The sequence below is a fragment of the Pseudarthrobacter sp. NIBRBAC000502770 genome, assembly GCF_006517815.1.
Classification (GTDB): domain Bacteria; phylum Actinomycetota; class Actinomycetes; order Actinomycetales; family Micrococcaceae; genus Arthrobacter; species Arthrobacter niigatensis.
Genome location: NZ_CP041198.1, coordinates 2,736,511 through 2,749,678, shown reverse-complemented (window position 1 = coordinate 2,749,678; position 13,168 = coordinate 2,736,511). Strand labels below are relative to the sequence as shown.

General features: G+C 66.7%; 10 protein-coding genes. 6 read left to right on the top strand and 4 right to left on the bottom strand.

What is annotated here, in order from left to right; genetic code table 11:
- The first annotated feature begins 34 nt into the window (after positions 1 to 34).
- The 5 genes from NIBR502770_RS13205 (at position 35) to NIBR502770_RS13185 (ending at position 7,092) form a co-directional block, all read left to right on the top strand.
- The gene (locus NIBR502770_RS13205; protein ID WP_141182209.1) at positions 35 to 2,101 is read left to right on the top strand and encodes a PhoX family phosphatase; all 2,067 of its coding nucleotides are present in this window, start codon (positions 35 to 37) and stop codon (positions 2,099 to 2,101) included.
- A 233-nt stretch (positions 2,102 to 2,334) separates the two neighbouring features.
- Positions 2,335 to 3,756: an extracellular solute-binding protein gene (locus NIBR502770_RS13200; RefSeq protein WP_141182208.1), complete on the top strand. Its 1,422-nt coding sequence runs from the start codon at positions 2,335 to 2,337 to the stop codon at positions 3,754 to 3,756.
- Positions 3,753 to 4,754, top strand: coding sequence for a carbohydrate ABC transporter permease (locus NIBR502770_RS13195; protein WP_141159638.1), 1,002 nt, complete (start codon positions 3,753 to 3,755; stop codon positions 4,752 to 4,754). Before NIBR502770_RS13200 ends, NIBR502770_RS13195 begins: the two co-directional genes overlap by 4 nt.
- 8 nt (positions 4,755 to 4,762) lie before the next feature.
- The gene (locus tag NIBR502770_RS13190; RefSeq protein WP_141182207.1) at positions 4,763 to 5,665 is read left to right on the top strand and encodes a carbohydrate ABC transporter permease; all 903 of its coding nucleotides are present in this window, start codon (positions 4,763 to 4,765) and stop codon (positions 5,663 to 5,665) included.
- Between the two features lie 32 nt (positions 5,666 to 5,697).
- Entirely contained in the window at positions 5,698 to 7,092 is a 1,395-nt protein-coding gene (locus NIBR502770_RS13185; protein WP_141182206.1) for a glycoside hydrolase family 32 protein, read from the top strand.
- A gap of 42 nt (positions 7,093 to 7,134) precedes the next feature.
- On the opposite strand, the gene NIBR502770_RS13180 is transcribed toward NIBR502770_RS13185, so the two are convergent.
- Complete coding sequence (locus NIBR502770_RS13180) at positions 7,135 to 8,223, bottom strand: LacI family DNA-binding transcriptional regulator (protein ID WP_141182205.1); 1,089 nt, start codon at positions 8,221 to 8,223, stop codon at positions 7,135 to 7,137.
- 281 nt (positions 8,224 to 8,504) lie between these two features.
- On the opposite strand from NIBR502770_RS13180, the gene menD reads away from it, so the two are divergent.
- Positions 8,505 to 10,256, top strand: coding sequence for a 2-succinyl-5-enolpyruvyl-6-hydroxy-3-cyclohexene-1-carboxylic-acid synthase (menD, locus tag NIBR502770_RS13175; protein ID WP_168223231.1), 1,752 nt, complete (start codon positions 8,505 to 8,507; stop codon positions 10,254 to 10,256).
- A gap of 99 nt (positions 10,257 to 10,355) precedes the next feature.
- Here menD and NIBR502770_RS13170 read toward each other — a convergent pair whose 3' ends face one another.
- The 3 genes from NIBR502770_RS13170 to NIBR502770_RS13160 are packed head-to-tail and all read right to left on the bottom strand — an operon-like array spanning position 10,356 to position 13,077.
- Positions 10,356 to 11,132, bottom strand: coding sequence for an amino acid ABC transporter ATP-binding protein (locus NIBR502770_RS13170; RefSeq protein WP_141182203.1), 777 nt, complete (start codon positions 11,130 to 11,132; stop codon positions 10,356 to 10,358).
- Positions 11,129 to 12,088, bottom strand: coding sequence for an amino acid ABC transporter permease (locus tag NIBR502770_RS13165; protein ID WP_141159644.1), 960 nt, complete (start codon positions 12,086 to 12,088; stop codon positions 11,129 to 11,131). Before NIBR502770_RS13165 ends, NIBR502770_RS13170 begins: the two co-directional genes overlap by 4 nt.
- A 35-nt stretch (positions 12,089 to 12,123) precedes the next feature.
- Positions 12,124 to 13,077, bottom strand: coding sequence for an ABC transporter substrate-binding protein (locus NIBR502770_RS13160; protein WP_141182202.1), 954 nt, complete (start codon positions 13,075 to 13,077; stop codon positions 12,124 to 12,126).
- Positions 13,078 to 13,168: the final 91 nt, after the last annotated feature.

The following is a 13,168-nucleotide window of genomic DNA, read 5'->3' as shown; positions in this document are numbered from 1 at the left end:
GGCACCCCAAGGACATTCCTTCGAAAGGTTCCCCATGTCTGAAACTGCCCGCAAGTTCACCCTGCTGCCCATGCTCGGCCATACCAAGGGCAAGCGCAGCCCTGTCACCTGTGCGCTCAAGTGCGACAACGCCTGCGCCGGCGACGTCTGCAACACCAGCTCCAACAGCTACTTCCGCGACATCGCCTCCGCCACCATGTCCCGCCGCGCCGCCCTGGGCCTTGGCGCCGCCGGAGCGCTCGCCGTCGCCCTCGGTTCCGCCGTAAGCTCCGCCGAGCCTGCCTCCGCCGCGGGCCTGTCCAAGGCCGCCAAGGAAGGCTTCGGCAACTCCAAGCTGCAGTTCACCGCCATCAAGCCCGTGGACAAAGCGGTTGACGCCTTCACCGTGCCGGAGGGCTTCACCTGGCAGCCGATCATCCGCTGGGGCGACCCGCTGTTCAACGATTCCCCCGAGTTCGACCTGAACAACCAGACCGCTGCCGCCCAGGCCCGCCAGTTCGGCTACAACAACGACTACACGGACATCGTGGAAATCCCGGGCAGCAAGGGCCGCCGCGCAGTGCTGTTCACCAACCACGAGTACACCAACGAAAACATCATGGTCCCGGCCGGCTACGACCCGGTGGAAACCCGAGCTATCGGCCGCGCCGCGCACGGCCTGGCCGTGGTGGAACTCGAGCGCAAGAACACCACCAAGCCGTGGAGCTACGTCAAGGGCGCCCCGCTGAACCGCCGCTACCTTTCGGACACCACCTACGAACTGACCGGCCCCGTTGCCGGCTCGTCGCTGGTGAAGACCGTGGCCGACCCGTCCGGCCGCGCCATTAAGGGCACGTTCGGCAACTGCTCCGGCGGCACCACCCCCTGGGGCACCATCCTTTCCGGCGAGGAAAACTTCAACGGCTACTTCGTCTCCGCCGGCACGTCGGCCAGCGACAAGCGCTACGGCCTCACCGCCAAGCCCACCGCCCGCAAGTGGGAACTGGACGACCCCCGCTTCGACACCCGCAATGCCGGCTACGAGAACGAGGCCAACCGCTTCGGCTGGATCGTGGAAGTCGACCCGTTCGACCCCACCTCCACCCCGAAGAAGCGCTCCGCGATGGGCCGCTTCAAGCATGAGGGCGCCAACGTGATCGTGGCCGAATCCGGCCATGTAGTTGCCTACATGGGCGACGACGAGAAGTTCGACTACCTCTACAAGTTTGTCTCCAAGGGCAAGTACGTCGAAGGCGACCGCAGGAACAACATGAACCTGCTCTCCGAAGGCGACCTCTACGTCGCCAAGTTCACCGGAAACTCGCCGGCCGCCGAAATCACGGGTACCGGTGCGGTCCCGTCCGACGGCGCATTCGACGGCACCGGCGAATGGCTGCCGCTGGTGGTCGGCGGCAAGTCCGCAGTCCCCGGCATGTCCGTCGAGGAGGTCCTGGTGTACACCCGCCTGGCCGCGGACAAGGTGGGCCCCACCAAGATGGACCGCTGCGAGGACGTCCAGCCCAGCCTGCACACCGGCAAGGTGTACGTGGTCTGCACCAACAACTCGGACCGCGGCACCGGCACCAAGGAAGGCGCCACGGAGGTCAACCCGCGCACGCAGAACCGCGACGGCCACATCGTGGAAATCACCGAGACCGGTGACCAGACCTCCACCCTGTTCAACTGGACCCTCCTGATGGTCTGCGGCGATCCGGCGCAGGGCGATGTCACCTACTTCTCCGGCTACCCGGCGGACAAAGTCTCGCCCATCTCCTGCCCGGACAACGTGGCCTTCGACTCCGTGGGCAACCTCTGGATTTCCACCGACGGCGCCCCCTCCGGCATCGGCTACAACGACGGCCTCTTCAAGGTCACCCTGGACGGCGCCGAGCGCGGCAGGGTGGAGCAGTTCCTTTCCGTTCCCCGCGACGCCGAAACCTGCGGCCCGGTCATCCACGACGACGAGCGCACCGTCTTCGTATCCGTGCAGCACCCGGGCGAGGAAGGCACCTTCGAGGCGCCGCACTCCTTCTTCCCGGACTACGTCCCGGCAGGCACGACGCCGGCCCCCGGCCAGGTGCGCGCGCCCCGTCCCTCAGTGGTCCAGGTGTTCCGCGGCTAACCGCCTGCCCACCACGGACGCGCCATCACCTTTAGGCGCATTTTCCCGGACGCCCCATCACCTTTCAGCCCGCTGCGGCAGGAGGTGATGGGGCGTTTCGGCTTTAAGGGTAGGAGGTGATGGGGCGTTCCGGCTTTAAGGGCAGGGCAGTGCGATGCCCCCTCGATGTGATGCTTGACACGTGTTAGGCCGGTCATTTACAGTTCCTAACACGTGTTAGGAAGGAAAAGGATATGACCGGAGCCATAGACGGGCAGCTGCGGGACATCACCCGCCGTACTGCCTTGGGTGCCCTCGGCGCGGGAATCATCGGAGCAACTGTGGCGTCGTGGCCGCGGCTCTCCGGAACGGACATACCGGGCCGCGGAGACAACAGCCTCAGCATCGCCATCATGGGCACCGCCGCGGACGCCGCCGCCCGCCAGCGTGCCATCGACGCATTCACCCGCCTCCACCCGGACATCCGGGTCAAGGTCCAGGCCATCCAGGCCGTGGACTGGAAAGACTTCTTCACCAAGATCCTCACCATGGTGGCCGCCGGAACCCCGCCGGACGTGGTGTACGTGGCCACCGAGGGCGCCCAGCTGTTCGCCGAAAAGCTTGCCCACCCGCTGGACGAGTACATCCGCCGCGACGCCGTGGACATGCGCGAGTTCTTCGAGGACGTCCACCCCAGCCTGGTGGAAGCCTTCATGTACAAGGGCAGCCTGTACCAGCTCCCCATGGACTGGAACGCGGCCAACATGTACTACAACACCGCCGCCTTCGCGCAGGCAGGCCTGGACCGGCCCGCGGACGACTGGACCCACATCGATTTCCGCAACAGCCTCGCCGCGATGCGGAAGGCCCGGACCTCTGACTTCACGCCCTACTACTGGACCAACCGGCTCTTCGGCGGGGTGGTGCCGTGGCTTTACGCCAACGACACCAGCTTCCTCAAGGAAACCAGGTCCGCGGGCGGCGACTGGCTGTGGGACGGCTTCTACGCCAACGATCCCTCCCGGAGCCTCCGCTCCGGCGGGTACCAGTGGCTGGAACCGAACGCCAACGACGACCGCGTGTTTGAGTCCTTCGACTACCTCCGGGGCCTGGTCAAAGACGGCCTGGGCGTCCGGCCGGAAGAAGGCGGCGGCAGTTCCCTGGTGGGCCTGTTCGCCTCCAACCGGATCGGCACCACTCCCGCCGGCGGCTACTGGGTGCAGGGACTTCACGAAGCCGGCATGGGCGCCAACGACTTCGACGTCCAGTTCTTCCCGCGCTGGAAGACCCAGCGCCACCAGTTCGGCACCGCCGGCTACGCGATCATGAAGACCGCCAGGGACAAGGACGCAGCCTGGGAATGGATCAAGTTCAGCTCCAGCCGCGAGGCCATGGAACTGATCTTCCCCAACCCGGTCACCACTCCGGCGCGCCGTTCCATGGTCAACGAGCAGCTGTACGCCGGCAAGGGTCCCGCCCACTGGAAGGTCTTCTACGACACCCTGGACCGGTTCCCCACCACGGGCCCCATCCCGGCCCCGCCCCAGCAGGCCGCCGTCGAAACGGCCCTGATGAAGAACGTTTCCCTTGCCGTCAGCGGGGACGAGCACCAGCTCAAGCAGGCCCTCGCATCCATGCAGCGCGACCTTGAACTTGCCCTGAGGAGGCAGTCATGAGCACCACCACCCCGCCCCGGGAACGGCCCAAGCGGGCGGCCGGCCGGGCAAGTACGACGACGGCCCGCACGTCCGGCACCAGCGGCACCGGCGGTGGCAGCACCACCGGCGGCCGCAGCGCAGCCAGGCACAACCAGCGCTGGCTGGCCTGGATCTTCCTGGCACCCACCATCCTGGGCATGGGCCTCTTCACTTTGATCCCCATCGTGGCCTCGGTTGTCCTGGCCTTCTTCCGCTGGGACATCATTTCGGCACCAACCTTCGTGGGCTTCGACAACTTCTCGGAAGTGGTCCAGGACCCCACCGTGCGGGTTTCCTTCCTGAATACCATCGTGTTCGTGGTGGTGGCCGTGGCACTCCAGCTGGGACTCGCCCTGGCACTGGCGGTCATGGTGCAGGAGAAGATGCCGGCATGGCTGCGGGTGTTCTTCCGGTCCGCGTTCTTCTTTCCGCTGATCCTGTCCGCCGCCTCGGTGTCCATCTTCATGCGGTACCTCTTCAACGAACAGTTCGGCGTGGTCAACTGGTTCCTGTCCCTGGTGGGCATCCCCGCCGTGCCCTGGCTGACCACCCCCGGCGGATCGGCCGCCGTCGTGATCCTGGTGTACGTCTGGCAGAACTTCGGCTTCAGCTTCCTCCTGTTCATCGGCGGACTGGCCTCCATTCCTGTCGAGACATACGAGGCAGCCGCGATTGACGGCGCCACCGGCTGGCGCAAGCACCTCCACGTGACGCTGCCGCTGCTGAGCCCCACCACCCTGGTCGCGTCGGTCATGGCCATCATCAGCGCCCTGCAGGTCTTCGACCAGCCCTACGTCCTGACCCGAGGCGGCCCCGGTGACTCCACCCGCACCGCCGTCATGGTGATTTTCGAATCAGCCTTCCAGAGGCTCGAATTCGGCCAGGCGTCCGCCATCGGCGTGCTGCTCACGCTGATCATCATGGCCATCACGGCCGCGCAATTCCGGCTCAGCAAACGATTCGTCTTCTACCAGTGAGGCCAGCCATGACAACCACAACTGACCACGGCCTGGCCGGACATTCCCCCCGGCTCTCCGAAGGCCTCCCCGTCACCACGCCCAACCGGAAGAAGTTCAATTGGAGCTTCGCCGCCCGGATCCTCCTGCTGCTGCTCGCCGCCGCGCTGACGCTCGGTCCGGTGCTCTGGACCCTGACCACGTCGCTGCGGTCGCCGTCGGAATCCTTCAAGCTGCCGCCGTCGTTCATACCCTGGAACCCGGATTTCACCTCCTACGGGGAAGTGTTCAAGCAGCTGAATATTTTCCTGCTGGTCCTCAACAGCGCCCTGGTCACCGGCGTGATCGCGGTAGGCCAGATGGTCTCCGCCGCCTTGGCCGGCTACGCGTTCGCGCACCTGAAATTCCGCGGACGCGGGGCGCTGTTCTCGATCGTGCTGGCCACAATGATGGTGCCCGTACAGGTGACGATCGTCCCCGTCTTCATGCTGATCCGCGGCATGGGCCTGTCCGATACCCTGCTCGCTCTGATCCTGCCGGCCATCCCGACGGCGTTCGGCACGTTCCTGATGCGCCAGTACTTCATGGGGCTGCCGGCCGAACTAGCCGAAGCCGCCTCGATCGACGGCGCCAGCCCGTGGCGGACATTCCGTTCCGTGTACGCGCCGCTTGCGATGCCCGGCATGGCGATCGTGGGAATCCTGGCATTCAACTTCCACTGGAATGAGTTCTTCCGCCCGCTGATCCTCACCATTTCCGAACAGAACTTCACCCTTCCGCTGGGCCTGGTCTCACTGCAGGGCAACCTGGGCACCGGAAGCATCTCGGTGGTCCTGGCAGGCGTGGTCCTGTCCATGATTCCCGCGCTGGTGGTCTTTATCTTCGGCCAACGCGCCCTGCAGGACGGCCTCACGGCCGGAACCGGCAAGTAAACCTCCCTCCCTCAAGCCCGAAAGGCCGTTCCATGACCTCCCCGGACCTCGCTGCCGTCCACCCCTGCACCGTCACCTTCGACGACGTAGCCGCCGCCCACCCCGATCCCGCTTTCCCCCGCTTCCACCCGCGCCCCGCGCAGGGCTGGATCAACGATCCCAATGGCATCAGCTTCATCAACGGCCGGTACCACGTGTTCTTCCAGTACAACCCGGACTCGGCCCGGCACCACAGGATCGCCTGGGGACACGTGAGCTCGGCGGACCTGGTCCGCTGGGAGGAGCACCCGGTGGCGCTCCGCCCGCAGGACGGCGGTCCGGACGAGTACGGCTGCTGGACAGGGGTGGTGACGGACGACGACGGTGTTCCCACCGCTGCGTACTCCGGCGTCCGCAGCGACGGGGGCCACTCCCAGGTGGTCATCGCCCGCGGCTCGGAGGACCTTGTCAGCTGGGAGCAGGCAGGCCACGTTGCGGCAACCATGCCAGCCGACGGACTGGTCATCGCGGTACGGGACCCCTTCATTTTCCGCTTCAACGGCAGGCGCTACGCGATGCAGGGCGCCGGACTGGCCAACGGGCACGCCGCGCTGCTGCTCTATACCGTGGATGCTTTGTCCGACTGGAAGTACCAGGGCATCTGGCTGACCTCCGAGAACCCGGTGGCCGGCACATTCACCCCGGCGGAGATCTGGGAATGCCCGCAGCTGGTGCAGGTGCCCGACACCGGCGCCCCTGGCGGGGGCACCTGGCTAATGATGTTCTCGCTCTGGCTCGCCGGCGACTCCCACGAACACGCCAACGGGGTGGGCCACCTGATCGGATCGCTGTCCGAAGACCCTGCCACAGGGCTGCCCGCGTTCACGCCGCGGACCGGCGGAAAGTCCGACCTGGGCCGCGACTTCTACGCCCCGCAAGTGGTGTCGCTGGAGAACCGGGCCCTGTTGTGGGGCTGGGCCAACGAAGGTCCGGGTCGGGACGGGCGCCGCGGCCGCAGCCAGGAAGAGATCGACGCCGCCGGGTGGGCGGGGGTCCTGACCTTCCCGCGCGAGCTTTCGATAGTGGACGGTTCCCTTGCGGTCAGCCCCGCCCCGGAAGTGGATGCCTACCGCGGAGAGCTGCGCACCGGCCGGACATCCGGGACGGTGTCGTTGCCAGCCTTCGCCGAGGCTGTGGTGAGGGCAGGCGCAAAGGGCCTGGTGGAACTGCTCCTGGTGGGGAACGGAAGCCGGCAGGTGGTCTTCAGCGGCAGCGTCGACGCAGGGGAGGAACTGCGGGTGTTCGTGGACGCCTCCCTGGTGGAGGTGTACCGTACAGGCTCGGTGGCAACCACACTGCGTGCCTACCCGGCAGCGGGGGAGGAGTGGCAACTGAGCCTTCCCGCTGGGGCAACTGCGGACGTGTGGAGCCTGGCCAGGCCCGCGTAGCCCGCTCCGAACCCGTCCGGTGGGTCCCGGCCGGCGGCGCGGTCAGCGTCCGGCCGGGACCGGGCCGGTGGACTCCCTGACCACCAGCCGGCAAGGGACCAACGTCTCCCGCGCGGCGCCGGAGACGGCCGCCGCAGCCGGGCCGCCGTCGTCGGACGTTCCTTCGGGCGCCGACCCCACCTCGGCGAGCAGCGACGCCATGGCTGCCGCCCCCATTTCCCGGAGCGGCAGGGCCATGGTGCTCAGCGCCGGAACCATGGCCTTGGCGATGCGGAATTCGTCGTCGTATCCCATCACGGACACGTCCTGCGGGACGCTCAGGCCCAGGCGGTAGCAGGCCAGCACCACTCCGATGGCCAGGCGGTCGTTGGCGCACAGGATGGCGGTGGGCCGGGCGGCCGGTTCCACCCCTTCGAGGAGCTTCATGGCGCCATGGAAGCCGGCGTCGATGTCCCAGCCCACCTGGATGACGCGGTCCTGGGTGACAGGCATCCCCGCGCCCCTGAAGGCGTCGCGGAAACCCTCGATCCGGCGGGGCGCCGCGGGGGTCAGGGAATCTCCGGCGAGGAACGCAATGTCCCGGTGGCCCAAGGACATTACGTGCTCCGCGGCTTCCCGTCCGCCGCGCACTTCGTCAGGAATCACGGCCGGAAGCCCTGCCTCCGGCCGGTCATCGAAGCAGTTGGCAAGGATCGACGGGACACGTGCCATGTTTGCGGGCACGTGCAGCGGCCGCAGGCCCACAGTCACGTACATGAGGCCGTCCACCTGGCGGTCCAGCAGGGTTTCCACGGCGCTCTCATCGCGGGACTCGTCCAGTTCGGTATCCATGACCACCGTCACGAAGCCATGTTCCCGGGCCACCGCATCCGCGCCGGCAATGATGTTGCCGTCGAACGGGCTGGTGACCACCTGGTCGGACACGATTCCGATGATGCGCGACTGCTGGTTGCGCAGGCTCAGGGCGATTTTGTTGGGGGAGTAGTTGAGCGCCGCTGCTGCCTCCCGGATCCGCTGCTGGCTTTCGAGCGCCACGTTTCCGTCGCCGCGGCCGTTCAGCACCAGCGACACGGCACTGCGCGAAACGCCTGCCAGCTTGGCGACGTCGAGGGCGGTGGCCTTGCGCTTCATTGGCGTCCTTCGGGTGCTGGGGTCTGTTGCTTGGGTGCAGTTTACCTAACTCGTGTGAGCTTCCGCTCGCTCCCGACGCCCCATCACCTTTAGCCCCCTTTTCGGCAACGCCCCATCACCTCCCGCCCCTTTTTGGGAACGCCCCATCACCTTTCGGGCCTATGAAGGCAGGAGGTGATGGGGCGTGTGGTGGATTGGGGCAGGAGGTGATGGGGCGTGTGGGGGATTGGGGCAGGAGGTGATGGGGCGTTGGAGGGTGGCAGACTGGTTTGGTGACTTCGTTGAACGAACCAGCCCCGGACACCCCTGGGCTGGGCAGCCCTGACGCCCCCGACGCTGAGCTAAGCGCGCTCGCTGCGGCGAGGATCGCCGTCGACGTCCTGCTCGACGGCGGTGTGCGGCACGTGGTGGTATCGCCGGGTTCGCGGTCGGCCCCCATGGCATACGCCCTCGCCGAAGCCTCTGCCGCGGGCCGGGTGGACCTGCTGGTCCGGATCGATGAGCGCTCGGCAGGCTTCACCGCACTTGGCCTGGCCCTGTCCAGCGGCTCACCCGCGGCCGTCCTCACCACGTCCGGGACCGCCGTCGGAAACCTGATGCCCGCCGTGATGGAAGCCAACCACGCCGCCGTCCCGCTGATTGTCCTGTCGGCAGACCGGCCGGATGAGCTCCGCGGAACCGGAGCCAACCAGACCACCGTGCAGCCGGACCTCTTTGGCGAGCACGTCCGGTTCGCCGCCGACGTTCCGGCCGGCAGCAACCCCAAGCGGGCCATCCAGACCGGACTCTCAGCGGCAACCGGCGCATTCCCGGACTTTCCGCCGGGCCCGGTCCAGCTCAACCTCGCGTTCCGCGACCCGCTGGTTCCCGCCCCGGACGAGGGGCTCCCCGGGGCCGTTGAGCGGCAGCGCTACCGGGTAGGATCCGAGCCGCTGGTCATGAACCTGCCGCCGGCCCCGGACACCCTGCCGGAGCGGCGAACGGTGGTGCTCGCAGGGCACGACGCCGGTCCGGTTGCCGAAGCATTCGCCCGTGCCCACAACCTGCCGCTGCTCGCCGAGCCCTCCTCAAACTCCCGCTTCGGTCCCAACGCCGTAGGCCCGTACCGGCTGCTGCTGGAACATTTCCGGGCCGGTTCCGCGCAGCCTATCGAGCGCGTGGTGCTGTTCGGCCGGCCCACGCTGTCCCGTCCCGTGGCGGCGCTGCTGGCCAGTGCCGACGTCGAATCCGCCCTGTACCAGCCCGTCCCGGTGGCCTGGTACGAGCCGGGACGGCGCACCGAGCTCCCACTGGAGAACCTCGCTGACCTCGCCGGGTTCGCCGGCCGAGGTGCCTCCGATTGGCTGGACACGTGGCTCCTGGCTGGATCGGCCGCGCAGCACGCGCTGGACCGGGTGCTGTCCGCGGAGGCCGCCGCTACCGGGCCGTCCGTGGCCGCGCTGGTCTGGAAACACTCACGCGGCCAGCTGCTGTTCGGTTCCTCCAACGGCATCCGCGACGTTGACCTCGCCGGACTTCCCGGCGCGGATCCGGCCGCCACCGTGTACGCCAACCGGGGCCTAGCAGGCATCGACGGCACCATTTCCACCGCCACCGGCATCGCCCTCGGCGGACGGCAGCAGACCACCGTCCTGCTGGGCGACGTGACCTTCCTGCACGACGTGGGCGGGCTCCTCCTCGGCGCCGGTGAAGAACAGCCGGACCTGCGGATCGTGGTCCTGAACGATTCCGGCGGCGCCATCTTCAGCCTGCTCGAGCACGGGGGCGTGGAGGAGGCCGGCCGCTATGGAGACGCCGTAGAGCGCCTCTTCGGCACCCCGCACTCCGTGGACATCGCGGCACTCGCCGCAGCGTACGGCGTCGGGCATTCCCTGGTGAGTACGACGGCGGGACTCGCCGAGGCGCTGGACCGGCCAGTGCAAGGGCGCAGCATCGTGGAGGTCCGCACGGACCGCCGGGCGCTGCGGGAGCTCCACGCCCGGATCAAGGAAGCAGTCTCCGCCGCCGTTGAGGCTGTGCTGGCGGGGCAGTAGCTTTCGACGCGCACAATCCGCTGTGGCACGGAAATGCCCTGCCGCTGCCGGAATACCGGTAGCGACAGGGCATTTGCGCGTCGGAAGTGTGGAACGGGGTCATAGCACGCGGCCCAGGAACTCCTTGGTGCGCGCGTGCTGCGGGTTGGCGATGATCTCGCGGGGATCGCCCGATTCCACCACCACACCGCCGTCCATGAAGGTCAGCGTGTCGCCCACCTCGCGGGCGAAGCCGATCTCGTGGGTCACCACGATCATGGTCATGCCGGACTTGGCCAGGTCCTTCATCACGTTCAGGACATCGCCCACCAGCTCCGGGTCCAGCGCCGAGGTGGGCTCGTCGAACAACATGAGTTCCGGGTCCATGGCCAGGGCCCGGGCGATGGCAACGCGCTGCTGCTGGCCGCCCGAGAGCTGCGACGGGTAGTGGCCTGAGCGGTCCGCCAGCCCCACCCGGTCCAGCAGCTCAAGCGCACGCTTCTGGGCGGCAGCCTTGGACTGGCCCTTGACATGCACCGGCGCTTCCATGACGTTCTGCAGCGCGGTCTTGTGCGGGAACAGGTTGAACCGTTGGAACACCATGCCGATTTCGCGGCGCTGGGCGGCGATTTCCTTGGTCTTGAGGTCGTGGAGCTTGCCGTTGACCTCACGGTAGCCAATCAGCTGGCCACCTACGGAAATCCGCCCGGCGCTGATGCTCTCAAGGAGGTTCACGCAGCGCAGCATGGTGGACTTGCCGGAGCCCGAGGGCCCGATCACCACCGATACTTCGCCCTGGTTGACGGTCATGTCGATGCCCCGAAGGACATGGTGGTGCCCGTAGTACTTGTGGAGGCCCTCGATCTTGACCAGCGGCTTCTCTGCTGTGACGGTCATCGTGCACTCTCCTCGGGGAAGTCCGTTTCCATCGACCGTCCGCCGTCCTGGCTCAGGGCCACGCGGGCCGACTTGGCCACCGGCTTGCCCGCCGGCGCGAGATTGTCGACGCCCTTGCCGTAGTACGCCTCAATGTAGTGCTGGCCCACCATCAGGATGCTGGTGATCACCAGGTACCAAATGGCGGCCACGATCAGCAACGGAACCGGAAGGTAGGTCCGGTTGGCCAGGGCGTTGGTGGCGAAGGTGAGGTCCAGGGTGAACGGCACGGCCAGGACCAGCGAGGTGGTCTTCAGCATGCCGATGGTTTCGTTGCCCGTGGGCGGAACAATGACGCGCATGGCCTGCGGCAGGATGATCCGCCACATGATCTTTGTCTTGCCCATGCCCAATGCCTCGGCCGCCTCCATTTGCCCGCGGTCAACGGACTTCAGGCCGGCGCGGAAGATTTCCGCGAGGTAGGCCGATTCGTTCAGGCCAAGGCCCAGGATGGCTGCCACGGTGGCGTTGATGACTGCCGCGGTGTCCAGGCTGAAGAGCTCGGGTCCGAATGGCACGCCCGCGCTGATCTTGGGGTACAGAACCGAAATCAGGCCCCACAGCACCAGCTGGGTGTATACGGGTGTTCCACGGAAGAACCACACCCACACCCAGCTGGACCAGCGGAATACAGGATTGTCGGACTGGCGCATGAACGCCAGCAGGATGGCCAGGACGATGGCTAGGACCATGGAAGTGACCGTCAGCAGAAGCGTCCAGCCCACGCCCTGGACCACCTTGACGTCCAGGATGTAGGTGCCCACCACATCCCAGCGGAAGTTGGGGTTGGTAAACAGGCTCTGCAGGAACAGAACGACCAGCGCCAGGATGATGAAAGCGCTGATCCAGCGGCCCGGGTGCCGCACCGGCACCGCTTTGTTCAGTACCGGTGCGTCGTCCTTATGCTGGCCGTCCATGTGCACACCTGACTTGTCGTCGGTAACGCGAAAACTCAAGACTTAACCGCCGGGTTGACCTCGGACTTGGTGATCGCACCTTCGGAGTTGCCCCAGCCGTCCAGGATCTTCTTGTAGGAGCCGTCCTGCATCAGCTTGGTGACGGTCTTCTGGATGACCTCTGCCCAGGCGGTATCGGCCTTGGCCACGGCGATGCCCTGCGGAGCGGAATCGTAGACGTCGCCCAGCTTCTCCAGCTGGCCGTTGGTCTGGGTCAGCGCGTAGCCGATGATGGGGGAGTCCGCAGCCATGGCATCGATGCTGCCGTTCACCAGGCGGGTGGTGACATCGGTCTGGTTCTTCAGGGTGACGATGTCAATGGGCTTCTTGCCGTCAGCAACGCATTTCTTGTTGCGGTCGGAGAGGTCCGGGTCCTCCTGGACGGTGCCGGTCTGCACGCCGATGGACTTGCCGCACACATCGTCCAGGGAGAACTTGCTGGGGTTGCCCTTCTTCACGGCCCAGGCGGTCCCTGCGTTGAAGTAGCTGACCATGTTCACTGCGCCCAGGCGCTCCGGGGTGATGGTGAACGATGAGATGCCCAGATCGTACTTGGGGCCGAGGGCCGGAAGGATGCCGGTGAACTCCGCGGTCTGGACCTGGACCTTGAGGCCGAGGGTGGCGCCGATGGCCTTGGCGATGTCCACGTCGTAGCCGACAGGTGTCTGGCCGTCCGAACCGAGGAATTCGGCCGGGGCGTAGCTGGTGTCGGAGCCAACCGTGATGGTGCCCTTGGACTTGATGGCGTCCGGGACCATGGCGGCCAGGGCGTCGTCCTTCTTGACGGTGGCGGGATCAAAGCTGGCGCTGGCGCTGCCCGAGGAGGTGGCCGCGCTGGAGGGACCCGTTTCCGAGGCGTTGGTGCATGCTGAGAGGGCCAGGGCGCTGATGGCGATCATAGTGGCGGCGGTCAGCTTGGAGGTGCCCAGGAGGGTACGGGGAGTCTGCATTTCTTACCTTTTGTTGCAGGGGCTATGAGGTACTAACGCGGCTTATAGTGTAACGCTCAACAAGAGAGGTACGTCACACGCAACTAAGTTT

What these genes read in the sequence shown, in the direction of transcription:
- NIBR502770_RS13180 (WP_141182205.1), bottom strand. Translation starts at nt 8,223, where the DNA reads ATGAAGCGCAAGGCCACCGCCCTCGACGTCGCCAAGCTGGCAGGCGTT.
- NIBR502770_RS13200 (WP_141182208.1), top strand. Translation starts at nt 2,335, where the DNA reads ATGACCGGAGCCATAGACGGGCAGCTGCGGGACATCACCCGCCGTACT.
- NIBR502770_RS13165 (WP_141159644.1), bottom strand. Translation starts at nt 12,088, where the DNA reads ATGGACGGCCAGCATAAGGACGACGCACCGGTACTGAACAAAGCGGTG.
- NIBR502770_RS13205 (WP_141182209.1), top strand. Translation starts at nt 35, where the DNA reads ATGTCTGAAACTGCCCGCAAGTTCACCCTGCTGCCCATGCTCGGCCAT.
- NIBR502770_RS13170 (WP_141182203.1), bottom strand. Translation starts at nt 11,132, where the DNA reads ATGACCGTCACAGCAGAGAAGCCGCTGGTCAAGATCGAGGGCCTCCAC.
- NIBR502770_RS13195 (WP_141159638.1), top strand. Translation starts at nt 3,753, where the DNA reads ATGAGCACCACCACCCCGCCCCGGGAACGGCCCAAGCGGGCGGCCGGC.
- NIBR502770_RS13185 (WP_141182206.1), top strand. Translation starts at nt 5,698, where the DNA reads ATGACCTCCCCGGACCTCGCTGCCGTCCACCCCTGCACCGTCACCTTC.
- NIBR502770_RS13160 (WP_141182202.1), bottom strand. Translation starts at nt 13,077, where the DNA reads ATGCAGACTCCCCGTACCCTCCTGGGCACCTCCAAGCTGACCGCCGCC.
- NIBR502770_RS13190 (WP_141182207.1), top strand. Translation starts at nt 4,763, where the DNA reads ATGACAACCACAACTGACCACGGCCTGGCCGGACATTCCCCCCGGCTC.